The sequence below is a fragment of the Methylobacterium nonmethylotrophicum genome (assembly GCF_004745635.1).
GTDB classification, from domain to species: Bacteria; Pseudomonadota; Alphaproteobacteria; order Rhizobiales; family Beijerinckiaceae; genus Methylobacterium; species Methylobacterium nonmethylotrophicum.
This window is the reverse complement of the sequence record NZ_SRLB01000013.1, coordinates 117897-141406: the sequence shown is the minus strand read 5'-3', so window position 1 is coordinate 141406 and position 23510 is coordinate 117897. Positions and strand designations below refer to the sequence as shown.

22 protein-coding genes and 1 pseudogene are annotated in these 23510 nt (G+C 68.8%); 14 read left to right on the top strand and 9 right to left on the bottom strand.

Annotated elements, in window-relative coordinates; all coding sequences use genetic code 11:
- Positions 1-157: 157 nt before the first annotated feature.
- Positions 158-750: pseudogene (gene aqpZ / locus EU555_RS18930) on the top strand (aquaporin Z); the annotation flags it as partial.
- A 269-nt stretch (positions 751-1019) separates the two neighbouring features.
- Here the strand turns inward: aqpZ and EU555_RS18925 are convergent.
- Complete coding sequence (locus EU555_RS18925; protein ID WP_135416778.1) at positions 1020-1250, bottom strand: DUF2933 domain-containing protein; 231 nt, start codon at positions 1248-1250, stop codon at positions 1020-1022.
- Positions 1251-1263: 13 nt separating this feature from the next.
- Positions 1264-1926: a methyltransferase family protein gene (locus tag EU555_RS18920; protein ID WP_135416777.1), complete on the bottom strand. Its 663-nt coding sequence runs from the start codon at positions 1924-1926 to the stop codon at positions 1264-1266.
- Between the two features lie 122 nt (positions 1927-2048).
- Between EU555_RS18920 and EU555_RS18915 the strand changes: the two genes are divergently transcribed.
- Positions 2049-2345 carry a hypothetical protein gene (locus tag EU555_RS18915; RefSeq protein ID WP_135416776.1) on the top strand — a complete coding sequence of 99 codons (297 nt, stop codon included), beginning with the start codon at positions 2049-2051 and terminating at the stop codon, positions 2343-2345.
- Positions 2346-2358: 13 nt separating this feature from the next.
- Here EU555_RS18915 and EU555_RS18910 read toward each other — a convergent pair whose 3' ends face one another.
- Entirely contained in the window at positions 2359-4773 is a 2415-nt protein-coding gene (locus tag EU555_RS18910; RefSeq protein ID WP_135416853.1) for a heavy metal translocating P-type ATPase, read from the bottom strand.
- Between the two features lie 199 nt (positions 4774-4972).
- Between EU555_RS18910 and cueR the strand changes: the two genes are divergently transcribed.
- Positions 4973-5401 (top strand): Cu(I)-responsive transcriptional regulator, encoded by a 429-nt coding sequence (gene cueR / locus EU555_RS18905; protein WP_135416775.1) that lies wholly within the window; start codon positions 4973-4975, stop codon positions 5399-5401.
- Between the two features lie 34 nt (positions 5402-5435).
- Here cueR and copM read toward each other — a convergent pair whose 3' ends face one another.
- From copM to EU555_RS18880, 5 genes are all read right to left on the bottom strand, one after another.
- Positions 5436-5873 (bottom strand): CopM family metallochaperone, encoded by a 438-nt coding sequence (copM, locus tag EU555_RS18900; RefSeq protein ID WP_135416774.1) that lies wholly within the window; start codon positions 5871-5873, stop codon positions 5436-5438.
- A 23-nt stretch (positions 5874-5896) separates the two neighbouring features.
- Positions 5897-6265, bottom strand: coding sequence for a hypothetical protein (locus tag EU555_RS18895; protein WP_135416773.1), 369 nt, complete (start codon positions 6263-6265; stop codon positions 5897-5899).
- 40 nt (positions 6266-6305) lie between these two features.
- The gene (locus EU555_RS18890) at positions 6306-9452 is read right to left on the bottom strand and encodes an efflux RND transporter permease subunit (RefSeq protein ID WP_135416772.1); all 3147 of its coding nucleotides are present in this window, start codon (positions 9450-9452) and stop codon (positions 6306-6308) included.
- A 13-nt stretch (positions 9453-9465) separates the two neighbouring features.
- Positions 9466-11217, bottom strand: a complete 1752-nt coding sequence (locus EU555_RS18885; RefSeq protein WP_135416771.1) for an efflux RND transporter periplasmic adaptor subunit — start codon at positions 11215-11217, stop codon at positions 9466-9468.
- Positions 11218-11303: 86 nt separating this feature from the next.
- The gene (locus tag EU555_RS18880) at positions 11304-11762 is read right to left on the bottom strand and encodes a hypothetical protein (protein WP_135416770.1); all 459 of its coding nucleotides are present in this window, start codon (positions 11760-11762) and stop codon (positions 11304-11306) included.
- 707 nt (positions 11763-12469) lie between these two features.
- Between EU555_RS18880 and EU555_RS18875 the strand changes: the two genes are divergently transcribed.
- The 8 genes from EU555_RS18875 to EU555_RS18840 all read left to right on the top strand — a co-directional run bounded on the left by EU555_RS18875 (position 12470) and on the right by EU555_RS18840 (position 18628).
- Entirely contained in the window at positions 12470-14065 is a 1596-nt protein-coding gene (locus EU555_RS18875; protein WP_135416769.1) for a PAS domain-containing sensor histidine kinase, read from the top strand.
- The gene (gene fixJ / locus EU555_RS18870) at positions 14055-14663 is read left to right on the top strand and encodes a response regulator FixJ (protein ID WP_135416768.1); all 609 of its coding nucleotides are present in this window, start codon (positions 14055-14057) and stop codon (positions 14661-14663) included. Before EU555_RS18875 ends, fixJ begins: the two co-directional genes overlap by 11 nt.
- Before the next feature lie 87 nt (positions 14664-14750).
- Complete coding sequence (locus tag EU555_RS18865) at positions 14751-15137, top strand: response regulator transcription factor (protein WP_245524367.1); 387 nt, start codon at positions 14751-14753, stop codon at positions 15135-15137.
- A gap of 722 nt (positions 15138-15859) precedes the next feature.
- Positions 15860-16552, top strand: a complete 693-nt coding sequence (locus tag EU555_RS18860; RefSeq protein WP_135416766.1) for a helix-turn-helix domain-containing protein — start codon at positions 15860-15862, stop codon at positions 16550-16552.
- Between the two features lie 43 nt (positions 16553-16595).
- The gene (locus EU555_RS18855; RefSeq protein WP_135416765.1) at positions 16596-16940 is read left to right on the top strand and encodes a DUF1476 domain-containing protein; all 345 of its coding nucleotides are present in this window, start codon (positions 16596-16598) and stop codon (positions 16938-16940) included.
- A 62-nt stretch (positions 16941-17002) separates the two neighbouring features.
- Positions 17003-17653 (top strand): BON domain-containing protein, encoded by a 651-nt coding sequence (locus EU555_RS18850; protein ID WP_135416764.1) that lies wholly within the window; start codon positions 17003-17005, stop codon positions 17651-17653.
- 10 nt (positions 17654-17663) lie between these two features.
- Positions 17664-18140: a hypothetical protein gene (locus EU555_RS18845; RefSeq protein WP_245524366.1), complete on the top strand. Its 477-nt coding sequence runs from the start codon at positions 17664-17666 to the stop codon at positions 18138-18140.
- Positions 18141-18337: 197 nt separating this feature from the next.
- A complete protein-coding gene (locus tag EU555_RS18840; RefSeq protein ID WP_135416763.1) occupies positions 18338-18628 on the top strand; it encodes a DUF6894 family protein in 291 nt (96 codons plus the stop codon).
- A 98-nt stretch (positions 18629-18726) separates the two neighbouring features.
- On the opposite strand, the gene EU555_RS18835 is transcribed toward EU555_RS18840, so the two are convergent.
- Positions 18727-21333, bottom strand: coding sequence for a phosphoketolase family protein (locus tag EU555_RS18835; protein WP_135416762.1), 2607 nt, complete (start codon positions 21331-21333; stop codon positions 18727-18729).
- A gap of 143 nt (positions 21334-21476) precedes the next feature.
- On the opposite strand from EU555_RS18835, the gene EU555_RS18830 reads away from it, so the two are divergent.
- Genes EU555_RS18830 through EU555_RS18820 form a run of 3 tightly spaced genes read left to right on the top strand, consistent with a single transcriptional unit; the run spans position 21477 to position 23495 of the window.
- On the top strand, positions 21477-22292 hold the full coding sequence (locus EU555_RS18830; RefSeq protein ID WP_135416761.1) for a universal stress protein: 816 nt from the start codon (positions 21477-21479) through the stop codon (positions 22290-22292).
- Positions 22292-22618: a c-type cytochrome gene (locus EU555_RS18825; RefSeq protein ID WP_135416760.1), complete on the top strand. Its 327-nt coding sequence runs from the start codon at positions 22292-22294 to the stop codon at positions 22616-22618. Before EU555_RS18830 ends, EU555_RS18825 begins: the two co-directional genes overlap by 1 nt.
- Before the next feature lie 16 nt (positions 22619-22634).
- Entirely contained in the window at positions 22635-23495 is an 861-nt protein-coding gene (locus EU555_RS18820) for a universal stress protein (protein ID WP_135416759.1), read from the top strand.
- The last annotated feature ends 15 nt before the right edge of the window (positions 23496-23510 follow it).

Genomic DNA, 23510 nt, shown 5'->3' with positions numbered 1-23510 from the left:
GGCGCGTGCTCCGCCATCCTGCGGCCGTGCATTGACGGACGTCAAACCTGCCGAGCCGAACCGCTCCTACCCTGCCGATCACGACGGCCGCGGGCGACAGGCTGCATCGTCATCCGCCGCGCTCCGCGAGCAGCCCACCCGTCCGCGGGAGGCTGCCATGGACCTCCGCAAATGCGCCGCCGGGGGGATCGGCACCTTCTGGCTCACCGTCTCCGGCTGCGGCAGCGCCGTCGCCGCCGCCGGTTTTCCGCAGGTCGGGATCGGCCTCCTCGGCGTCGCGCTCGCCTTCGGCCTCACCGTCGTCACCATGGCCTACGCCATCGGCCACGTCTCCGGCTGCCAGCTCAACCCGGCGGTGACCTGCGGTCTGGCCGCTGGAGGCCGGTCTCCCGCCCACGACATCGCGCCCTACCTGGTCTCGCAAGTCGCCGGCGGCCTCGTCGCGGCGGCTTTGCTCTACGCGATCGCCTCGGGCGCACCCGGCTTCGACCTCGCCAAGGGGTTCGCGGCCAACGGCTACGGCGAGCACTCGCCCGGGCAGCACTCCCGCATGTCATGCCTCCTCGCCGAGGTGGTGCTGGCCATGATGTTCCCGCTCGTCATCATGGGGGCGACGCACGGCAAGGCGCCGGTCGGCTTCGCGCCGCTGGTGATCGGGCTCTGCCGACCCTGATCCACCTCGTCGGCATCCCGATCACCCATCTCTCGGTCAATCCGGCCCGCCCGACCGGCCCGGCCGTGTTCGTCGGATCGGACTGCGCCATCGGTACAGGCATGTTGCGTCCTACGTCTCTTTATTGAATACGGTAATTTTATCAGTCTCTGAATTTTCCATCCTTGATTTGGATCGATGTAAATATATCGTCACACATCTCCGATTCCGGCCGCCAACCGATCCGGCGACGCCAGAAAAATATCAACGAAAAAATAGATGCTTGATGAGGGCGATGATCGCCAGCGCCAAAAAAACAAGAGCGAGCAGGGCGATGAGGCCCATGACGCTCATCATGCCGAACATGTCAGATGTCATGCCGTTCATCATGACGATGACCATGGTGCATGAACACGTGTATCAGGGGACAGGCGATCAGGAGGAGATAGGGAAGGGCACTCAGCATATGACCGGTGTGGCTCATAAGCAGGTAAATCCCGAGCGCGGCCAGCACGAGTGTGAGGAGCAGCCCCCATGATGAAGCGGCCCAGGCCGTGACCTTGCCGTAGGGATGTTGTGGCTGGGATGGTTGGTCCATGGAGGCCCTCCTGTCAGACCGGCGCTGCGGGGTGGCCGGTCAGGGCTGCCCACCGCGGGACAAAGGCCGGAACACGATGCATATATTCTCTGTAGGCATCGCCGAACTGCGCCAAAGCTTCGCGCTCCTCGCTACGGGAGAGTCGCACGTACATGACGACCAGCATAGGAAACATCGCGAGCGTCAGCAGGGTCGGCCACTGGATCAGGAACCCGAGCAGCACCAGCACGAAGCCGACGTATTGCGGATGACGCATGGAGGCGTAGGCGCCGGCAGTAGCGAGCTGGCCGGTGCGCTGAGCGTCGTAAAGACTCCTCCAGGCCGCGGCTGTCAGCCAGAACCCGGCGCCGATCAGCGCGTAGCTGAGGACGTGGAAGGGGCCGAAATGCGGATTGGTCTTCCAGCCGAACATCATCTCGAGCAGATGTCCGGCGTCATGCGAGAACCAATCGACTCCCGGGAAGCGGGACTGCAGCCAGCCTGACAGCATGTAGATGGTCAGCGGGAACCCGTACATCTCGGCGAAGAGTGCGACCAAGAAAGCGCTGAATGCGCCGAACGAGCGCCAGTCGCGCGCGGTTTTAGGCTTGGCGAAGCTGAACGCGAATATGATGAACACGGCGGCGTTGACCAGGGCGTAGCCCCATAGGCCGTAGGCGGATGTGACGTCGTGCATGGCGGGCGCTCCTATCCTGCTAGGATGGCGCCCGGCAGCATCAGCGGCCTTGATCGAAATCAATTAGGAAGCCGCAGGTCGGATGGAAGGTCTGCGACAGATCATGGAACCGGGAGGCCATAATGGCCACGCTGGCTTCAGGCCGCGCATCCGCGGGGATGGGCCTGAAAACCCCACTGAACCTTGTCGCAACCGGCTGGGGCCTGACCAGCGCTCTGGTCGGGCTGTTCATCCTGTGTTTCGCCCTGTCGTTCGCCTGGCCGGCAGGCGGCGGCTCCCATGCCTGGGTCCGGCTGTTTGCCTCCCAGCCCGACTCTCTCACCCGCATGTTTGTCGAGGGCGTACTGGGTTGCGCTGCGGCCGCATGGGTAGCGGCCGCGCTGTTCGTTCCGGTCTACAACCGGTTGGCAGAACGCTGAGAGGCCGCGCCGCTCAGAGTTGAGCGGCGCGGAGGCGCAGGGCGTTGCCGATCACGCTGACCGAGGAAAGGGCCATGGCCGCGGCAGCGATGATCGGTGAGAGCAGGATGCCGAGGAACGGGTAGAGCACCCCGGCTGCGATCGGCACGCCGGCCGCGTTGTAGATGAACGCGAAGAACAGGTTCTGCCGGATGTTGCTCATCGTGGCGCGGGACAGCTTGCGCGCCCGCACGATCCCCATCAGGTCGCCCTTGAGCAGGGTCACGCCGGCGCTTTCGATCGCCACATCCGTGCCGGTGCCCATGGCGATGCCGACATCCGCCGTCGCAAGGGCAGGGGCGTCGTTCACCCCGTCCCCGGCCATGGCGACCACGCGGCCCAACGCCTGGTGCTGTTTGACGATCTCTCTCTTCTGATCGGGCAGCACCTCGGCCCGGAACTCCTCGATGCCGAGCCGGCGCGCGACGGCCTCGGCGGTCGTGCGGTTGTCGCCGGTCAGCATCACCACCTGGATACCATCCGCCCGCAGCGCGTTCAGTGCCCGCGCCGTCGTCTCCTTGAAGGGGTCGATGATCGCGATCATGCCGGCCGCACGGTCGTCGACGCTCACGAGGATCGCCGTGGCGCCCAGCTGGCGCTGCCTCTCGGCCTCCTCGTCAAGCGCAGCCGTGCTGGTCCCTGTCTCAGCCACGAACTTGGCGTTGCCGATCCTGATCCTGCGGCCGTCGACCGTGCCCAGGGCGCCCCGGCCGGTCGGACTGTCGAAGTCGGCAACTGGCGAAAGGGACAGGGCCTGTTCCTCGGCCGCGGCGACGATCGCCACGGCCAGGGGATGCTCACTGGCCCGCTCGACACTGGCGGCGAGGCGCAGCAACTCCTGCTCGATAAAGCCGGCCGCAGGGACGATCTTGGTCACCGACGGCTTGCCCTCGGTGAGCGTGCCGGTCTTGTCGACCACGAGGGTGGTGATCTTCTCCAGCCGTTCCAGGGCCTCGGCGTTCTTGATCAGGACCCCGGCCTGGGCGCCACGGCCGACCGCCACCATGATCGACATCGGCGTGGCCAGCCCAAGGGCGCAGGGGCAGGCGATGATCAGCACAGCAACCGCCGCCAGCAGCCCGTAGGTCAGTCTCGGCTCGGGACCGAAGGCGTACCAGGCAATGAAGGCAAGGACGGCTACGGCGATGACCCCCGGCACGAACCAGCCGGCGACATGGTCCGCCAGCCTCTGGATCGGGGCCCGGCTGCGCTGCGCGTCCGCCACCATCTGGACAATGCGCGCCAGCATGGTGTCGCGGCCGACCTTCTGCGCCTCGATGATCAGGCCGCCGCTCTGGTTGAGGCTGCCTCCGATGACGCTGGCGCCCACATCCTTGCTGACCGGCATGGACTCGCCTGTGACCAGGGCTTCATCGACGGACGAACGGCCTTCGACCACGGCGCCATCGACCGGCACCTTCTCGCCGGGCCGGACGCGCAGGCGGTCGCCGACCTGGACCGCGTCGAGCTGGATTTCTTCGTCGCTGCCGTCAGGCCGCACACGGCGAGCCGTCTTGGGCGTCAGGTCGAGAAGCGCGCGCAACGCGCCGCTCGTGCTCTCCCGGGCGCGCAGCTCGAGAACCTGGCCGAGCAGCACAAGAGCGGTGATCACCGCCGCCGCCTCGAAGTAGGCCGGCACGGCGTCGTCATGGCCGCGCAGCGCGGCGGGAAGTAGTCCGGGCGCCAACGTCGCGACCACGCTGTAGAGCCAGGCCACGCCCGTGCCCATGGCTACCAGGGTGAACATGTTGAGGTTGCGGCTTCGAACCGAGGCCACGGCGCGCACGAAGAACGGCCAGCCGGCCCAGAGCACGACGGGCGTTGCCAGCACCAGCTGCAGGTAGTTGGAAGTCTGCTGTCCCAGGCGCTCGGTCAGCCCGAACAGATGGCCGCCCATCTCGAGAACGAACACCGGCACGGTCAGGGCGAGACCGATCCAGAACCGCCGGGTCATGTCGACCAGCTCGTCACTCGGCCCGGTCTCGGCGCCGATCATCGCTGGCTCCAGGGCCATGCCGCAGATCGGGCAGGCGCCGGGGCCAACCTGGCGCACCTCAGGGTGCATCGGGCAGGTGTAGATCGTACCCTCGGGCACGGGCTCGGCCTTGGCCACAGCGCTGGCCGGATCGAGGTAGCGGGCCGGATCGGCCTCGAACTTGGTCTTGCAGCCGGCCGAGCAGAAATAGAACGGGTGGCCGTTGTGCTCCGCCCGGTGCTGGGCGGTATGCGGATCGACGCTCATCCCGCATACCGGATCCTTGACCAGGTTCGCCGCCGCGACCGCGGGACCGTGATGGTGGTGACCATGCCCGTGATGTGCGTGGTCATGGGCAGCCGGCGCCGCGTTGGCGTGGCCGCCGCAGCAGCTGTGGCCGTGGGCGACCGGCATGGCCTGATCGGTGGCGGTAGCCTGGCTCTTGCCGCCACAGCAGCCGGCAGCCCCGGTGGCCTTATTCGGCGGCTGGTCGTGGGCGTGGCGGTGGGGTTGATCGGTCTTCCCGGTCATGGCTGGGGTCCTGTCTTGATCCTCTTGCCGGATGGCCTGCACCTTCCCATGATGGGAAGGTCAACAGGGAAGGGCAGGGGCGATGAACATTGGGCAGGCGGCGCAAGCCTCGGGTGTCTCGACCAAAATGATCCGCTATTACGAGAGCATCGGGCTGGTGCCGCCGGCGGGCCGCCGCGACAGCGGCTACCGTGATTTCGGGCCGGCCGACCTGCACCGCCTCGGGTTCATCCGCCGCGCCCGCGACCTGGGGTTTTCGGTCGAGCGCATCCGGCTGCTGCTGGAGCTGTGGAGCGACACCCACCGTAGCAACACCGAGGTGAAGGCGATCGCGCTGACGCACATCCAGGAACTGGAGGAGCGCGCGCGGCAGCTGCAGGAGATGGCCGACAATCTGCGCACCCTGGCGCAGGCCTGCGACGGCGACGGCCGGCCGGATTGCCCGATCATCCAGGGTCTGGAAGCTGGCGGGGAGCCCGCCTGTCACAGCGTGCACCCCGCACGGCATTAGCCGCGCCCGCAATGGGATCGGGTGTGCTGCCGGCTCACTTGCCGTGCTGCTTCAGCCAAGCCTGCATCTCCGCGATCTCTTTTTCCTGATCGTCGATGATCTTCTGGGCCATCTGCTTTGTAGCGGGGTCCTTGGCGTGCTTGAGCGCAACCTTGGCCATGTCGATCGCGCCCTGATGGTGCGGGATCATGTGCGTGCGAAAGTCGACGTCAGCATTGCCTGTATAGGCGACGTGCATGTTGTGCATCATCGCCATGTCGGCGTCCTTGAAGTCCTTGGTCGATGGCGCGTCGCCCGGCTTGGGCATCACGTCGGCCATCATCTTCTGCATGTCGGCCTGCATGTCGCCCATCGACGTGCTGCCGGGCTTGGCCATGTGGTTGCCATGGCTGTGAGCGCTCTGCGCCGTCGCGGCGCCGGCCAGACCGGTGGTGAGCAGGGCAGCGGCCAGCAGGGTAAGGGTGGTGGTCATGAGGTTATTCCTCTCGTTGGTGGTTAGTTGAACGTCCCGCTGGCGGAGGCGCCATCGGGAGCTGTCAGCTGCACGGCGCCCCTGGGGGCGGTGCCCAGCGGAACCTGGGCCTGACCAGTCAGGCGGTTGCCGTCGGCGGGGGTCAGCGCGATGCGGGCCGGCTTGCCGCCCTCGACCAGAATGGCAGTGGCCTTGAACCCGGCCGCGGGCACGGGCTGCTCGCTGCCGTCGAGCAGGCAGACGTCGACCGTCTGGCCCTTGGCGACGAGTTCGACGCCGTAGTTGCCGGCGTTGGTGACCCGGCCGCCGCACTTGCCGGCGGTTTCGTGAGCGCAGACCGGGGCGGCCACCAGCACCACGCTGGTCAGCAGGGCGGCTCTCCAGGGGATCATTGCGGTTCTCCTTGGTTGGGTTGCGTGGTGGGGAAGGGGCTCAGAACGCCTCGCGCGGCGGCGGGCCGGCCGTCGCGGGGTGAGCGGCGTGAGCCTGGTCCTGGGCGGCCTGGAGCCGCGCCAGCGGCCGGCCGCCGAAATGCAGGAACAGGATCGGCGTCAGGAACGTGTCGAGCAGCGTGGCGCTGATCAGCCCGCCGAAGATCGTCACCGCGACCGGGTGCAGGATCTCCTTGCCCGGGGAGGCGGCGTCGTAGAGCAACGGCACCAGGGCCACGCCGGCCGACAGGGCCGTCATCAGCACCGGGGTCAGCCGCTCCAGGCTGCCACGCACGACCAGGTCCTGCCCGAACGGCACACCCTCGTGCAGCGCCAGGTTGAGGTAGTGGCTGATTTTGAGGATGCCGTTGCGCGCGGCGATGCCGGTCAGCGTGATGAACCCGATCATCGAGGCCACGCTGAGCGGCTGTCCGACCAGCCACAGTGCGGTGACGCTGCCGATCAGCGCCAGGGGCACGTTGCCCATGATGATCAGGGCCAGGGCGGCTGAGCGGTAGCGGCTGTAGAGCAGCGCAAAGACCAGTGCGAGCGACAGCGCCGACAGGGCGGCGATGGTCCGCGTGGCATCCTCCTGAGCCTGGAACGTACCCTCCAGGCTGGTGAAGAACCCCGGCGGCAGTTTCTCCTGGGCGATCGCCGCACGCATAGCCGCCACGATGGTGGTCATGTCGCTGTCGCCATTGGTGTTGGCCTGCACCACGATGCGGCGGCGGGTATTCTCGCGCAGGATCTGGTTGGGACCGTCGGTTTCGCGGATGTCCGCAACCTGGCGCGCTGGCACCCAGCCGGAGGGGGTTTCCAAGAGAAGATCCCCAAGGCCTGCGGTGGTGCGCTGGTCCTCCGCCAGGCGGATCAGCACATCGAAGCGCCGCACGCCGTCGACCACGGTGGACACGACCCGGCCGTTGGACAGGCGGCTGACCTGGTCGACCACCGCGGCCGGCTGGACGCCGTAGAGGGCCGCGCGGGTGTAGTCGACGCGGATCTCCAGCTGCGGGATGCGTACCTGCTTTTCCACCTGCAGGTCGGTCAGGCCGGGGATCGTAGCGAACCGCTCGCGCAGGCTGCCCGCGATCCGCCGGAGCGCATCCAAGTCCTCGCCGTAGATCTTGAGCGCGATCTCGGCACGCACTCCGGACAGCATGTGGTCGAGGCGGTGGGAGATGGGTTGGCCGACGTTGACCGACACCGGCAGGACCGCCAGGCGTTTGCGCAGGTCGGCGACCAGGGCCTCCTTCGGGCGGCCCTCGCCGGGTTTGAGCTCGACCTCGATTTCCGAGGAGTGGACGCCTTCGGCGTGTTCATCCAGCTCGGCCCGGCCGGTGCGTCGGCCGACCGCCGCCACATCGGGGATCTGCCGCAGCAGCTGCTCGGCAATCAGGCCGACCCGGTTGCTCTCGGCCAGCGAGATACCCGGGTTGAACGTCATGTTGACAGTGAAGCTGCCCTCGTTGAACGGCGGCAGGAACGCCCGCGGCAGCTGCCAGGCGGCAATGCCAGCGCCGAGCACCGCCAGGGCGACCGTGCCGGCCAGCAGGCGCTGATGGCGGAAGGCAACCGCCAGCAGCGTGGCGTTGCCCCGCTTGAGCGCTTTCAGGAACCAGCTGTCGTGCTCCTCAAGGTTCTTGAGCCCCGGCAGCAGCCAGGAGGCGAGCACCGGGGTCAGCGTGATCGAGGTAAAGAGGCTGGCCAGGATCGAGATGATGTAGGCCTGCCCCAAGGGGGCAAACAGCCGGCCTTCGATGCCCGAAAGGGCGAACAGCGGCACGAACACCAGGATGATGATCAGCGTCGCGTAGACGATGCCGGAGCGCACCTCGTTGGATGCTTCGACCACCACCTGAAAGACGCTCTTGGGGTTGCCGGCCTTCCGGTTCTCGCCAAGGCGCCGGAAGATGTTTTCCACGTCGACTACGGCATCATCGACCAGCTCGCCGATCGCGATCGCCAGCCCACCCAAGGTCATCGTGTTGATCGACAGCCCAAAGAAGTGGAACACCACCGCCGTGGTCAAGATCGACACCGGGATTGCCAGGATTGAGATTGCGGTGGTGCGAACGTTCAGCAGGAACAGGAACAGCACCGCGGCCACCACCACGATTGCCTCCAGCAGCACGCGCTCGACGTTGCTGATCGAGGTCTCAATGAAGTTGGCCTGCCGGAACAGGATTTGATCGGCCCGAATGCTATCTGGCAGGGTCTGGGTGATCTCGCCCAGGGCCTGCTCGATCTGCCGGGTCAGTTTAACGGTATCAACGTCGGGCTGTTTTTCGACCGAAACGATCACCGCCGGCTTGCCCTGGTAACCGGCATCGCCGCGTTTGACCTTGGCCGCGAACGACACTTCGGCGATCTGGCGCAGATACACCGGCGCATTGTTGACCGTCGCGATGACGACATTGCGCAGGTCGTCAAGGTCGAGCGTGCGCGCGATGTTCCGGATCAGGTATTCGCGGGAGTACTGGTCGGTGAACCCGCCGCCGGCGTTCGTGCCGAACTGCTGCAGAGCGGTTTCCAGCTGGGCGTTGGTCACGCCCAGGGCGCGCATCGCGGCCGGATTCGGCGCGACACGGAACTGACGCACCTCGCCCCCGATCGGGATGACCTGAGCGACCCCGGGGATGGTCAGAAGGCGTGGGCGGATCACGAAGTCGGCCGCCTCACGCACCTGCATGGGCGTGGCCTTGTCGCTGGTCACGGCAACCAGCAGGATCTGCCCCATGATCGAGGAGATCGGCCCCATCCCAGGGGTCACGCCGCGCGGCAGCTGGTCCTGCACCAGGCTCAGGCGCTCGGCGACCTGCTGGCGGTTGCGGTAGATGTCGGTACCCCAATCGAACTCGACATAGGTGACCGACAGGCCGACGCCGGAGACCGAGCGCACACGGCTGACGCCGGGCAGCCCGTTCATGCGAGTTTCGATCGGGTAGGTGACCAGCTGCTCGACCTCGGGCGGGGCATAGCCCTCGGCCTCGGTCATGATGGTGACGGTCGGCCGGTTGAGGTCGGGAAAGACGTCGACGGGCAGCTTGGTGACCGTGAACGCGCCGTAGAGCACCAGCACGGCGGCGACGGCGAGGACCAGCAGGCGGTTTTTCAGCGATTGGCTGACAAGGAACGTAAACACTGGCCAGCCCTCCTCAGCGCACCTGATCCAGCAGCTCGGCGCCTTGGGTCACCACGCGCTTGCCGGCGCCCAGGCCAGCCGCAACCAGCACCCGGTTGCCATCCAGCGGCGTCACGCGGACCTGACGGGCCTCGTAGCGTTCGGCGCCGGTGTGCTCGTAGATGACATCCTGGCCGTTGCTGCTGCGCACGACCGCAGCGCGGGGCAGGGCCAAGCCCTGCAACTCGGTGGTGGTGGCCGCCTGCACGGTGACGAACTGGCCGACCCGCAGGCCGCTGGTGTCGCCTGAGATGGCGAACTGCACCGGAATGGCCTGGTTGCGGTCGGCGAGCCCCGAACCGCGATAGGTGAGCGGCAGGGTCCGGCCGTCGGCGAGGCGTGCGCTGGCGTTCTCGGCGCCGCCGAGAGCATCGAAGCTCAGCGCTTCCACCCAGAGGCTTTTCGGATCGACAATCTGAAAGACCATCGCGCCCGGATTGGCCATCTGGCCGGCGACCGCGGCGGCTTCGGCGATCACGCCGTCGACGGGTGCGACCAGCGCCTCGGGCTCCAGGCGGACCGTGTCGAGGGCGGTCCGCCGGTCCCGCAGGCCTTTCAGTTCGTCCTGCGCCTCCTCGAGCTGCACCTGGGAGACCGCGCCGCTCGGGGCGAGTTTCAGGTAGCGCTCAACCCGGCGCTGCACGATCGCGATCTGCTGATCGAGTTCGCCCTGCCGCTGGCGCATGTCGGAGACATCGACGCGCGCGACTGGCGGGGTCACGTAGGCGAGCACGTCGCCCTTCTTCACCGGCGTACCCAGACGCGGGAACTGGCCGTTCTGGGGCGGTGACAGCCGGCCGCCGACGGACGACTGGACCACGCCGCTGGCGTTCGGGTTTGGAATGATCCGGCCGGGCAGGCCGATCGTGCGGTAGAAGGTGCCGATCTCGGTCATCACCGTGCGCAGGCCGAGGAGGTGCTGAGTCGGCTTGGGCACGAAGACGCTGCCGTCGGGCAGGCGCTGTGCCAGGTCGGTGGGTGCCGTGCCGGGGGCGGGCTGGATCAGCGCCGCGCCTCGAATGGCTTTGTCGTCGTGGTCCTCGCCGCCATGTGCAAAGGCGCTGGCGCTCAGCAGCACCGTGACGGTGACGGCCAGCAATGCGAGCGCCGGCACGCGGCGCCGGCCACGGACGGCCAGCACAACCAGGATGCTGAGCAGGAAGCTGCCGCCAGCCACAGCCATCAGCACCGGATCAGCGCGGTTGATGCGATTCCTAACCCCGTGGGCGAGGGCCGGCACGGCCTGGGTCACAGTGGCACTGATCTGCTGCCTGGCGCTGACCGGCTTGGGCGCCGCGGTCACCAGGGCGGTCGGGTCCGGCACGGTCAGGGCGACGGGCAGCACATCGACGTCACTGCCGGCGGTCACGGTGACCATCACGTCGTAGTGGCCGGGCTTGTTCAGCCAGGGCGCTGGCAGGCGGTACACACCCGGCGCCGCAGGCTGGGCGGTCGCGGTACCGGCAGGGGTGTCGATCTCCAGGGTCGCGCCGGGAACCGGCTCGCCGCTCTGAATGCGGTCGAGGTACAGGCTGAGGATGCCGTCGCGGGGCACCGCAACCAGCTCGAACCCGGACGACACCGCCTCACCGCGGGGCGCAATGGTCTTGGAGACCGGCGGCGGCGCGGCGCCGTGGTCGTGCCCTTCGTGGGCATAGGCGGAGCCTGCAGCAAGGGCGAACGCCATGGCCAGCGCACGCAGCGCGGCCGTTATAGGGGACATCATGGATCAATCTTTCGCCGGTGGACGCAAGCGTCCACGCACGCGCAGCAGCGCACCACAGCGCTGCCCCAGGCGTGGGGACGCGGGGTTTAGGCGAAGGATCGAGGGGGCTTGGGCAGGGCCTCGCGGGCGAGGCTGGGCACGGCCGGTTGTTCGGAGAACACCACCCGGCTGCCACCGGCCAACGCCAGCGGCATGAGGGAAACATCGGGCAGCAGGCCCAGGGCGCAGCAGGAGGCGCCCATGGAGCAGCAGACCCCGTTGCAGGGGCGCTCACCGGGCACCTGCCCGATGATCTGGCGACTCACCGGCACGGCGGTCACGGCGACCGACGCGTTTGGGGCGCTGATTGTGATCGTTGCGTCAACCGCCTGGACGGTCTTGGCCGGCAGGGCCGCAACCGTCGGTGCCGCCTGGCTGACCTTGACCGGTGCCGGGGCATGATGGGCGTGCCCCTCATGCGCCAGGGCTACTGACGCGCCGAAGCAGGCGGCGATCATTACGATCACCACCGCCATCAGGCGCGCGAGTTGCCGGTCACGGTTCATCGGCGGCTAGCCTACCACACGTAATCCCGGAGCAGAAAGGTTTTCATGCTGGTGCTGAACCTCCAACCCGTCGGGGGTGATGTGGCTTCGTGGGGTGGCACGTGCAAGGCAGCCTGGAATACCGCTCCGGCATCCGTGCGGCCAAGAGGCTGATGCAGCTCCTCGTGTCCATCCGGTGTGCGTGGTTCCATACGCCTCCCTTACGCCAATGAGCGCGGAGGCTGTGACGCGAACGGCGAAGCTTGGATGTCCGGTGTCGGATGAGGAGCGGCCATTCGGACGACCCGGACCGGAGGTCCGTAACTGGCGCGATCTGACTGGGCGGCATTCATATGGCGAACCACCGCTTTTCACCCTGAGCAGTCCTTCGTTCAAGGCGGCCCTTCATGCAGTCAAGCTGATCGGGTCTAGACCGTAGCACTATAGTTGCAAGCGGGTGTCGTGCGGGTGCCGAACGACCTCGGCGACTGCGGGCCGACACCGGCGGTTTCCGGCGAAATCAATGCCTGCAACTGTAATGCTAGTACTTGATGCTCTGCAAGCACAGATGGTTGCCGGCGCAGCGTCTGCCGGCCCGCGAAACGGTTCCAGGGTGGAAGGGATCCCGCCAGGAACGCACCGTTATCAAATGATGGCCACGAGTCGGACTCACGAAGCCATACTGCTGGATGGAATGGGCTTGGCACCCCCGCTTCCGGACGAAAACGATGGTCGATCAGGTCGCCCCAACGCCCGCGGATCCAGGCAGCGCCGACCTACTCAGCACGGACGAGCTCCTCCACACCCTGGACGAGGTTGGCGTCTGCACCTGGTCGCTAGACCTGTCGACGCACCGGATCACCGTATCCTCGGCGTGCTCCCGCCTCTTCGGCGTTCCCTCCGAGCGGCTGACGTCCTTTGCCGCGACGCAGGACCTGGTGCATCCCGACGACCGCCGCGCCCGGGCGGATGCCATCGGGCGCGCGCTGCGTGAGGGCGGCGCCTATGAGATCGACTACCGCGTCGTTCATCCCGGCGGGGAGGCGTGCTGGCTGCGCTCGCGCGGGCGCGTCCTGCTCGACGCGGATCGCCGGCCCTGCCGGCACCGCGGCATCGTCGTCAGCATCGACGGGCAGAAGCGGGTCGAGGAGGATCTGCGCGCCAGCGAGGCGCATCTGCGCTCGATCCTCCACACCGTGCCGGATGCGATGGTGGTCATCGATGAGGCCGGCCTGATCCACTCCTTCAGCGCCGCCGCCGAGCGCCTGTTCGGCTATGCGGCCGACGAGGCGATCGGGCAGAATGTCCGGATCCTGATGCCGGAGCCGATGAGAGCCGAGCATGACGGCTACCTCGCCCGGTACCACCGCACGGGGGAGCCCCGTATCATCGGTACCACCCGGGTGGTGACGGGGCGCCGGCGCGACGGGTCGACCTTCCCGATGGAGCTTGCCATCGGGGAGATGAGATCAGGCAGGCAGGTCTTCTTCACCGGCTTCATCAACGACCTCACCGAGTACCAGCGGATCCAGGCCCGGCTGCAGGAACTCCAGTCGGAGCTCGTTCACGTCTCGCGCCTGAGCGCGATGGGCGAGATGGCCTCGACGCTCGCCCACGAGCTCAACCAGCCGCTCGGCGCCATCGCCAACTACACCAAGGGCTGCCGCCGCCTCCTCGCTCAACCCGATCCCGCCACCGTCGCCACGGCGGTGGACGTCCTCGACAAGGTCGCCGAGCAGGCGCTGCGGGCCGGCCAGATCATCCGCCGGCTGCGGGATTTCGTGGCAAGGGGCGAGACCGAGCGGCGGGTCGAGCCGGTCACGCAGCTGATCGAGGATTCCTGCGCGCTCGCCATGGTCGGCGCCCGCGAGCAGGGCGTCGTCCTGCACCTCGCGCTCGATCGCCGAGTCGGCTCGGTCCTCGCCGACCGGGTGCAGATCCAGCAGGTCCTGATCAACCTGATCCGCAACGCCCGCGAGGCCATGGCGCAGGGCCCGCGACGTGAGCTCGGCATCGCCACGAAGCTCCTCCCCCCTGACAGGGTCGAGATCGCTGTTTCGGATACCGGGCCCGGCATCGCCGGGGACGTGGCCGGGCGCCTGTTCCAGCCCTTCGTGACCACCAAGGCGCACGGGATGGGGGTGGGCCTCTCGATCTGCCGCACCATCAGCGAGGCGCATGGCGGGGGGCTGGAGGTCGAGCCCAACGAGGCCGGCGGTGCCACGTTCCGGCTGACCTTGCCGGCGAATCGGCAACAGAAGCCGAGCCAAGAGAAGCCGGGCCAAGAGAAGCCGGGTCAAGAGGAGCCGAACCATGGGGCATGAGCTGGTGCACGTGGCGGACGACGATCCCGCGATGCGGGACTCGCTTGCTTTCCTGCTTGAGACCGCCGGCTTCGCCGTGCGCCTCTATGAGAGCGGGACCGCGCTGCTCGAGCGGCTCGCGACCCTGGTCTCGGGCTGCGTCCTGACCGACATTCGCATGCCAGGCCTCGACGGCCTCGACCTGCTCCGCCACCTGCGCGAGACCGGAAACACCCTGCCCGTGGTCGTGATGACAGGCCACGGCGACGTTCCGCTCGCCGTGGAGGCGATGAAGCGTGGTGCCTGCGACTTCATTGAGAAGCCGTTCGACGACGAGGTGCTGCTCCGGGCCCTGCGCCACGCCCTGTCGCCAGGACGTACTTCCACCGCGGCCGATCCGATCGTGCAGGACTTCCTGCGGCGGGTCGAGACGCTCAGCGAGCGCGAGCGTCAGGTCCTCGACCGCCTGGTCGCCGGCGCGACCAGCAAGGAGATCGGCCGCGCCCTCGACATCAGCCCGCGCACCGTGGAGATCTACCGGGCGAAGCTGATGACCAAGACGCAGGCGACCAGCCTTCAGGACCTGGTGCGCCGGGCGGTGCTGGCCGGCCTCGCCTGATCCGCTTGAGGCAGGTCAAGGCGGGCCGCCCTCGGGCCACCGATGGTCGGATCTCGCATCCGCGCCTCGATCCGCATGGCCGGTCCCATGGTGAGCGCTTCCCCCATCTACGTCGTCGACGACGACCCGGCGGTCCTGCACTCGACCCGCTTCCTGTTCGAGAGCGAAGGGCACCGCGTCGAGACCTTCGCCAGCGGGTTCGCACTCCTGGCGGCTTTCCCCGGTCCCTGTCCCCTTTGCGTGCTCCTCGATCATGTGATGCCGGGGATGGATGGGCTCGAGGTCTGTCGGCGCCTGTGGGACATCGATGCCCGTGTCCCGGTCATCCTGATCACCGGCCATCCCAACCCGCGCATCCGCACCCGCGCACGCGAGGCCGGCGTGCCCCTCGTCGACAAGCCGCTCGCCTTCGAGGCGCTCGTCGGCCTCCTCGCGGCCGGTCGTACCGCATCAGCCCCCCGAGAATCGCCCTGACGGCGAGCGGTCGTGACATGTCCTGGTTCGCGAACGGCACTCGTTCGCGGCCTGCCACGGCCAGGCAGCCCGCCGCGGGATTTCGCGGGCGCGGCGGCTCTTCGCGGAACGGCCCAGGGCGGGCTCGGGAGGGCGAGACCCGCTTTCCCCGCTCCGGCTGGAGATCGAGCCTGACGGGGCCCGCCCTGGGCGCCTTGATCCAGCGCAAGTGATCACCGCGACTGGGCTGTCTCGAACGGAAGCGGCTGGGCGAGACAAGCCAAGGTGCAGAATTTGCCCCTGATCAACGCGGGGATACGTTGAAACGTCAGCAGCTCAACATTCCCGATTTCTCCGCCCTGCGGCGCGTCGCCCAATTCGACGGCAGCTATCTATGCCGCGCCGACTGGAGGACGGCGCAAGCCCTGCGCCGGCCCTGCAGCTCTTCGCGGCCTCGACCATCGGCTCTGCCGTCGGGGCGTGATCGTCGCGGGCCACCGGGACCGCCCAGGCAACCGCCGATCGGCCACGGCCCGTCCCGAGCCCTGCCGCCCGGCGCCGGCACGATGGAAAACGACGTGCAACGCGGGGCGAGGCTTCCGGGGGCGGGGTCGGTCGCAGCTTCGCCTTTCGTGCCTACGTATTAGTCCTTAAGCAAGTCCGCTTAAGCGCCCTACCGGAATTTCTGCAGGACAATATTCCGGCCATTCTCGCCCTCGTTCGACGAGATGAGGAGCGGAAAGATGTCGCGAGAGATGGTCCTGCCCCCCGCCTCACCTCCGGTCGTAGGCTCCCGCGCGCCGGTGACGGCCGGCGGCGGCCCTGGCCTCTTCGCCGCCTGCCCCGAACTCATCGGCACCCCTGCCGCTTACGACCGCGAGGAGGAGATCTTCGGCGAGGGCGAGGAGGCGGAGAGCGTCTACCGGGTGATGCAGGGCGCGGTCCGCACCCACAAGGTCCTGAGCGACGGCCGGCGCCAGATCACCGGCTTCCACCTGCCCGGCGACCTGTTCGGCTTCGAGCCGGGCGAGGCCCATCGGCACAGTGCCGAGGCTTTGTCCGGGACCCGGGTCCTGATCTTCAGGCGGCGGCAGGTCGAGCGGATCGCCACCCATCGCGCAGAGGTCGCCTGCCAGCTCTGGAGCTTGGCCACCTGCTCCCTGCGCCAAGCCCAGGACCACATGCTGCTGCTCGGGCGGCGCTCGGCGCTGGAGCGCGTCGCCGCTTTCCTGCTCGACGTCGACCTGCGGCTGGGCGGGACCGGCACCTTCGACCTTCCGATGACCCGCCGCGACATCGCCGATTACCTCGGGCTGACCATCGAGACCGTGTCGCGCACGATCACCCAGCTGGAAGCCGAGGGGGCGCTCCTGCGCACCGGGGGACGCCAGGTCAGCCTGCGCCGTGGCCGGATGCACCGGCTCGTCGAGGATTGAGCGGCCCAGCCCGCACACGCGACAGCAGAGACGGGAGGTCGTCATGACGACGTTCGACGAACGCGAGCAGGCCTTCGAGCGCCAGTTCGTGCACGAGGAAGACAGGCGCTTCCAGGAGCGCACCCGGCGCAACCGGCTCCTGGCGCGCTGGGCCTGCGAGCGGATGGCGCTCGGCCCCGACGCGGCCCCGCACTTCACCGATTCCTTCGTCGCCCAGACCGTGCCCCTCGACGATGAGGCGCTCCTGGCGCGCCTGGCCGTGGAACTCGCGGCGGCGGGGACCGACGAGCCGGTCTCCGTGCTGCGCCGGGAGATGCAACGGTGCGCCAGGCTCGCCCGGGCGGAGGGCCGCGCCGGCCTTGCGCTGGATCAAGGCTCGTCTCCGTAGCTCGCCCAAGATCTCGACGAAGGCAGCCGCGCCGTTGGAAGCGATTGAAGGGGAGCCATGCCATGACCGACAAGGATCTGCCCCGCGACGTCCTCGACGAACTCGACTTCGATCCCAGCCTCGACGCGGCCGAGATCGGTGTCGCCGTCTCCGAGGGCGTCGTCACCCTGACCGGCCACGTCGGCAGCGACGCCGAGCAGGTCGGGGCCGAGCGCGCGGTACGCCGGGCGAAGGGCGTGCGCGCCATCGCCCAGGAGATCGAGGTCCGCTTCCCCCAGGCCAAGAAGGTGATGGACGACCGGATCGCCGCACGCGCCCTGGCGATCATCGACCGCTGTGTGCATCTGCCGAAGGACGCCATCCGGGTCCGCGTCGCCAAAGGCTGGATCACCCTGACCGGGGCCGTGCCCTGGCGGTATCAGATGGTGGAGGCGCAAGCTGCGGTCCGCAAGCTGTCCGGCGTCGTCGGGGTGTCGAACCTCATCGAGGTTCGGCCGGAGGTGCGGCCGAGCGCGGTCCGGAGCAACATCTTAAAGGCTTTCCGGCGCCGCGCCCTGCTCGACGCGGATGCGATCACGATCAGGGTCGAGGGAGACTGCGTCACCCTGGAGGGTGCCGTCTCGTCGCCTGCCGAGCGCGACGCGGCCGAGCGGGCGGCCTGGTCGGTCCCGGAAGTGCGCGCCGTCGACGACCGGACCGTCGCTCTGACCTGAGGAGGCGATCATGGCTCATGGAACGCAAGCACCCGGAAGGCGGGCGCAGGACCCCGGCGCCACCGCTTCCGTCCGGGCCGCATCGGCCGAGCTGCACCGCGTGACCCTGACCCTGGCGCGCTGCCCCGAGCATCCCGACGGCAGCGCCGGGCGCGGCTACGACATCGTCGCCCCGCTTGGGCCGGATGGCCATCTCGACGCCGCCCTCTGGCGCGAGGCCCGCGACCATTGCCGCGTCCGCCGGTTCTGGACCGGCGAGCCGGACCGCCACGGCCGGCTCGTCCATCGGGCGGGCGGGGAGGACGGAGCGACCTGGCTCATCGACTACGATGACCGCACGACGGACGACGACGAGCCCGGCTACCGCCTCGGAACGCACGCCTTCGTGGTGGGCGAGTACGTCTCGATCCGCGACGCCGGCAGCGGGGACTTCCACACCTTCATGGTCGCTTATGTGAGCGCGACGATGCCGGACCGGGAACCGTGACCGTTAGGCGCTGCGGTCCCGCCGGCCGCGGCGGACGGCCCGTGCCTGCAGCAATGACGACCGGTAACTGATCGCCTAACAAAAAAGAAAGCTCTCCCCAGTTCGTAGGATCGTACAAGGACCACTTGCAGGCTTCGAGCATCTGGCGCGCAGCGATCGAGAGCATCCGCTCCCGCCATCCCTCGGTCGGAGCGTTGATGCTGCGTTTCTTCTTCCACATCTTCGACGGCGCCGGCCTCTTCGATCCCGTGGGGAGGGAGTTGCCTGTTTGGCAGGCGTCGCAGACTTGCGCCATCGCGGCGACGGGCGAGGTGCTCCAGCGCGACGCCGCGCGCATCGCTCCCGGCGAGGACTGGCACCTGGACATCACGGACGAACTCGGCCTCCTCCTGTTCCGCCTCGATTCCAGCATCGTGCGATCGGCTGTTATGGCGCACGCGCACGCGACGCGGCTGGGTCGCCGACGTTCCGGTCTCGACGTTCCGTAGGACGGATCAGACGGGCCTGCGCTCCGGTTCCGGCGCGCGGCTGATCGTTCGAGGCTCCCCGGCATCGATCCGCGATGCGGGCACGATTCACCTCGGCCTCACGCCTCGGGCGCGATGGCCCAGCCGTCGACGGTCTCACCCGAGCCGGATCCGCTCGGCGCCGTCGCCCCGGGATGCCGGTCCCTGGTCTCTCCATCCCCTTGACCTCCATCTCCCTGCATGACGTCCCCCTCGACCCGGCGCGGATCGGGCCGCATCGAACCATGCCGCCCGGCCCAGGCCCAGTTGCAGATCTCCGGCAGGTCCTCGCCGGTCCGGCAGACATGGGCATGGTGGGCGGCGAGCGCGTCCCGCAATGCCTGCTCGGCATGGTCGCCCCGTGTCCCGAGGCGGCGCGGGACGGTGCGCAGGGCCGCTTGCGCGAGGTGGTAGCGGTCGAGCCGGTTCAGCACGCACATGTCGAAGGGCGTCGTCGTGGTGCCCTCCTCGATGAAGCCGTGCACGTGGAAACTGTCGTGGTTGCGGCGCCGGTAGGTCAGCCGGTGGATGAGCCAGGGATAGCCGTGATAGGCGAAGATCACCGGGCGGTCGCGGGTGAACAGGCTGTCGAAGGTGGCGTCGTCCAGCCCATGCGGATGCATCTCGGGCGAGGCCAGCGTCATCAGGTCGACGACGTTGACGACGCGCAGGCGCAGGTCCGGGACGTGCCGGCGCAGCCACTCGACCGCCGCAAGGATCTCCTGGGTCGGCACGTCACCGGCGCAGGCCATCACGACGTCGGGCTCTCCCTCGCCCTCGTTCGATGCCCAGCCCCAGATCCCGGCGCCCGCCGCGCAGTGGGCGGCTGCCGCCTCAAGGTCGAGCCATTGCAGGGCCGGCTGCTTGCCGGCCACCACCACGTTGATGCGGTCGTGGGTGCGCAGGCAGTGGTCCATGACGCAGAGCAGCGTGTTGGCGTCCGGCGGCAGGTAGATGCGGGCGGTGTCGCCGCGCTTGTTGGCGAGGAAGTCGATGAAGCCCGGATCCTGGTGGCTGAAGCCGTTGTGATCCTGGCGCCAGACGTGGGACGACAACAGGATGTTGAGCGAGGGCACCGGCCGGCGCCAGGGCAGGGCACGGGACCCTTTGAGCCATTTGGCGTGCTGGTTCACCATCGAATCGACCACGTGCACGAAGGCCTCGTAGGTCGCGAACAGGCCGTGGCGGCCGGTCAGGACGTAGCCCTCGAGCCAGCCCTCGCAGAGATGCTCGCTCAGGACCTCCATCACGCGGCCGTCCCGGCTCAAGTGATCGTCGCCCGGCAGGATCGGGCCCTGCCAGGCGCGGCTCGTGACGGAAAACACCGCGTCGAGGCGGTTCGAGGCGGTCTCGTCGGGTCCCATGATGCGGAAGTTGCGGGCCTCTCGGTTCAGCACCAGGGTCTCGCGCAGGTAGCCGCCGAGAGCGCGCGTCGCCTCCGCCGTCACGCGCCCGGGCGCCGGCACCTCGACCGCGAGCGGTGTCATCTCCGGCAGACGCAGGGGCCGCGACCCGTGCCCGTTGGCGTGCGGGTTGGCCGAGAGGCGCCGCGGACCCTTCGGCGGCAGTCCTGCGAGATCCGATGCAAGCGCTCCGTCCGACGTGAACAGCTCCTGTGGGCGGTACGAGCGCATCCAGCTTTCCAGGACCGCGAGGTGCTCCGGGTTCTCGCGCACCGACGCGACCGGGACTTGGTGCGACCGCCACGTCCCCTCGACCGGCTTGCCGTCGACCGTCCGCGGCCCGGTCCAGCCCTTCGGGCTGCGCAGAACGATCATCGGCCAGCGCGGGCGCCCGGTCGCGCCGCGCCGCGCCCGCTCGCGAATCGTCGCAATGGCATCAAGGGCCGCGTCGAGGGCGGCTGCCATCGCCTGGTGCATCGGGCCGGGCAAGGGATGGGGTTCTTGACCCTCGACGAAGACCGGAGCGTAGCCGTAGCCGACGAGCAGGCTCTCCAACTCGTCTCGCTCCAGGCGGGCGAGCAGGGTCGGGTTGGCGATCTTGTAGCCGTTGAGGTGCAGGATCGGCAGGACCGTGCCGTCGCGCAGCGGATCGAGGAACTTGTTCGAATGCCAGGCGGCGGCGAGGGGTCCCGTCTCCGCCTCGCCGTCGCCGACCACGCAGGCGACGGTCAGGCCCGGATTGTCGAGTGCGGCCCCGAAGGCGTGGGCAAGCGCGTAGCCGAGTTCTCCGCCCTCGTGGATCGAGCCCGGCAGGTCCGGCGATGCGTGGCTCGGAATGCCGCCCGGGAACGAGAACTGCCGGAACAGGCGCGCCATCCCGTCGGCGTCGCGCGAGACGTCCGGATAGATCTCGCCGTAGGTCCCTTCGAGCCAGGCATTCGCGACGAGGCCGGGAGCGCCGTGGCCGGGACCCCAGACGGCAATCATGTCGAGGTCGCGCTGGCGGATGACCCGGTTCAGGTGCGCATAGATGAAGTTGAGCCCTGGCGTGGTGCCCCAATGCCCGAGGAGCCGCGGCTTGACGTGCTGTGGGGCCAGCGTCTGGCGCAGTAGCGGGTTGTCCATCAGGTAGATCTGCCCGACCGACAGGTAGTTCGCGGCGCGCCAATAGGCGTCGATCTCGCGCAGGCTTCGCGGCCCGAGCGGACCGGGCACGAAGGCGAGGCCGGTCTCGTCGTTCCGTTCGTCGCCGGGCTGCGCCGTGCCCGCGCTCGTCTCCCGCATGTCCGCCTCCCGATGCCGCAGATCTCGGGCGAGCCTGCCGGCGGGGCGCGATCCCGGCCTTGAGGTGAATCAAGGCCCCGGGCGAGGCCGCGCGCGAGAGTGATGCCGACACGGAAGATCAAGCTCCAGCACGGAAGATCGTCATGACGCTCTCCTCCATCCTGGTGTCCGTCGATCTCGGGCCTAACGGCGCGGATCGCGTCCAGCTCGCAGCCGGGCTCGCTGCAACTCATTCGGCACGGCTCGTCGGCATCGCCGCCTGCCCGGTTCCCGTCATTGTTCCGGCCCGCGACGGGGTCGTGGCCGAGCGCGTCTACGACGCGGAGGAGGAACGAGCCCGCGAGCGGCTAGCGGCCACCAAGGCGCTGTTCGAGCGCGAGGCCGGATCCGTGGCGAAGCGCATCTGGGGCAGCAGCCTGGCCTTGCCCTTGGCTTATACGGCCGAACAGGCCCGCGCCGCGGATCTCGTGATCGTCGGGCGGCACGGGCCTGGCGACGGGGATCCGGGGCCGATGGGCGTCTCCCCCGGTGCCCTGCTGATGGAGGCCGGCCGGCCCGTCCTGGTGGCGCCACCGGGCCTGGAGCGCCTCGTGCCCAAGCGGGTGGTGATCGCCTGGAAAGACACGCGCGAGGCCCGTCGCGCCGTCCACGATGCCCTGCCGCTCATTGCCGGCGCCGAGCGGGTCTGCGTCGTGGCCGCGGGGCCGGACGCTCATCATGGGGGCGCTGAGGCGACGGCCCAGTACCTGTCCGGGCACGGCATCGCCGCCACCACCCATCTGCTGCCGAACCCGGCCCTGTCGGTGGCGGACGAGTTGCTGCGCTTCTGCGAGCGTGAGGGCGCGGACCTGCTGGTGATGGGGGCCTACGGCCATTCGCGCCTGCGCGAATGGGTGTTCGGCGGCGTCACCCGCGACGTCCTGCGCACGACCTCCCTCTGCTGCCTGATGAGCCACTGATGCGCGCCCGCTTCCTGCTCGCGACGGGCACCGTCGTGCTCCTGTCCCTGTCCACTCCCGTGCGGGCCTGGGACCGGCAGGTCGAGCAGGGTCGGACGCTGGCGCGCGCGCATTGCGCCCGCTGCCACGCCGTCGGGCGCTCTGGGACCAGCCCCTTGGCCGCCGCGCCGCCGTTCCGCGACCTGCACGCCCGCTATCCCGTCGAGGACTTGGCGGAGTCCCTGGCCGAGGGCATCCGCACCGGCCATCCGAGCATGCCCGAGTTCCGGTTCGACCCGGACCAGGCGCAATCCCTCATCGCCTATCTCAAGTCCCTCGAACGTTGAGCCGGAGGATCCTCCGATGTTCCTGCGCTGCCTCCTCGTCCCGACCGCGCCCGGCCTCGATCCGACCCGCCGGCTCGACGCCGGCTTACGCCTCAGCCGGCGCCTCCACGCCCATATCGGCGTCGGCTTCATCGCTCCCGGTCCGGAGACCGTGCTCGCGGCTTTGGCCGGCACGGCGCCGGTGAGCAGCGCCACCATCGCCGCCATCAAGGAGGGCATGCGCGCCGCCGCTGCCGATGGCAAGGCGGCGCTCCAGGCCTGGTGCGCGCGCGAGGGCGTGCCGTTCATGCCCGCAGTCGATCGGCTGGATGCCACCTTCGCCACCTGGACCGAGTGGTCCGGCGAGGTCGAGCGCATGCTGACGCTGGCCGGCCGGGTCGCCGACCTCGTGATCGTCGACCGGCCCGATCCTGCACAACCCTTCACCGGCCGGGCCCTCGACACCGCGCTGTTCTCGGTTGGCCGGCCCGCCCTGATGGTGGGCGAGGTCGTTCCCCACGATCTCCTGGAGCACGTGGTGGTCGCCTGGAACGGCAGCCTGGAGGGGACGCGCCTCGTCGGCCAGTCGATCGCGCTATTGCACGCAGCGAGCCGGGTCACGGTGGTGCAGGCGCGCACGGACCGCGCCGAGGAGGCAAGAGCCGCGGACCTGTGCGCCTATCTGCGCTGGCACGGCATCGTGGCCCATGCCAGCAACCTGACGGTCGGGGAGGGGACCTCCGTGGGCGCCGCCATCCTCGATGCCGCCGGGAGGATGGATGCCACCCTGCTGGCGCTCGGCGCCTATACCCACAGCCGGGTGCGCGAGTTCCTGCTTGGCGGGGTCACCCGCCAGGTGATCGAGACCGCGCGCATGCCGGTGCTGATGGCCCATTGAGGCCGGCAGCGCTGG

Bases quoted from the DNA above. Each gene is read 5' to 3' on its own strand.
- cueR (WP_135416775.1), top strand. From the start codon at position 4,973: ATGAACATTGGGCAGGCGGCGCAAGCCTCGGGTGTCTCGACCAAAATG.
- EU555_RS18910 (WP_135416853.1), bottom strand. From the start codon at position 4,773: ATGCCGGTCGCCCACGGCCACAGCTGCTGCGGCGGCCACGCCAACGCG.
- EU555_RS18920 (WP_135416777.1), bottom strand. From the start codon at position 1,926: ATGCACGACGTCACATCCGCCTACGGCCTATGGGGCTACGCCCTGGTC.
- EU555_RS18895 (WP_135416773.1), bottom strand. From the start codon at position 6,265: ATGATCCCCTGGAGAGCCGCCCTGCTGACCAGCGTGGTGCTGGTGGCC.
- EU555_RS18845 (WP_245524366.1), top strand. From the start codon at position 17,664: ATGGCTCATGGAACGCAAGCACCCGGAAGGCGGGCGCAGGACCCCGGC.
- EU555_RS18880 (WP_135416770.1), bottom strand. From the start codon at position 11,762: ATGAACCGTGACCGGCAACTCGCGCGCCTGATGGCGGTGGTGATCGTA.
- copM (WP_135416774.1), bottom strand. From the start codon at position 5,873: ATGACCACCACCCTTACCCTGCTGGCCGCTGCCCTGCTCACCACCGGT.
- EU555_RS18860 (WP_135416766.1), top strand. From the start codon at position 15,860: ATGTCGCGAGAGATGGTCCTGCCCCCCGCCTCACCTCCGGTCGTAGGC.
- EU555_RS18850 (WP_135416764.1), top strand. From the start codon at position 17,003: ATGACCGACAAGGATCTGCCCCGCGACGTCCTCGACGAACTCGACTTC.
- EU555_RS18855 (WP_135416765.1), top strand. From the start codon at position 16,596: ATGACGACGTTCGACGAACGCGAGCAGGCCTTCGAGCGCCAGTTCGTG.
- EU555_RS18820 (WP_135416759.1), top strand. From the start codon at position 22,635: ATGTTCCTGCGCTGCCTCCTCGTCCCGACCGCGCCCGGCCTCGATCCG.
- EU555_RS18865 (WP_245524367.1), top strand. From the start codon at position 14,751: ATGGTGAGCGCTTCCCCCATCTACGTCGTCGACGACGACCCGGCGGTC.
- EU555_RS18875 (WP_135416769.1), top strand. From the start codon at position 12,470: ATGGTCGATCAGGTCGCCCCAACGCCCGCGGATCCAGGCAGCGCCGAC.
- EU555_RS18915 (WP_135416776.1), top strand. From the start codon at position 2,049: ATGGCCACGCTGGCTTCAGGCCGCGCATCCGCGGGGATGGGCCTGAAA.
- EU555_RS18840 (WP_135416763.1), top strand. From the start codon at position 18,338: ATGCTGCGTTTCTTCTTCCACATCTTCGACGGCGCCGGCCTCTTCGAT.
- EU555_RS18835 (WP_135416762.1), bottom strand. From the start codon at position 21,333: ATGCGGGAGACGAGCGCGGGCACGGCGCAGCCCGGCGACGAACGGAAC.
- EU555_RS18885 (WP_135416771.1), bottom strand. From the start codon at position 11,217: ATGATGTCCCCTATAACGGCCGCGCTGCGTGCGCTGGCCATGGCGTTC.
- EU555_RS18925 (WP_135416778.1), bottom strand. From the start codon at position 1,250: ATGGACCAACCATCCCAGCCACAACATCCCTACGGCAAGGTCACGGCC.
- EU555_RS18825 (WP_135416760.1), top strand. From the start codon at position 22,292: ATGCGCGCCCGCTTCCTGCTCGCGACGGGCACCGTCGTGCTCCTGTCC.
- EU555_RS18830 (WP_135416761.1), top strand. From the start codon at position 21,477: ATGACGCTCTCCTCCATCCTGGTGTCCGTCGATCTCGGGCCTAACGGC.
- fixJ (WP_135416768.1), top strand. From the start codon at position 14,055: ATGGGGCATGAGCTGGTGCACGTGGCGGACGACGATCCCGCGATGCGG.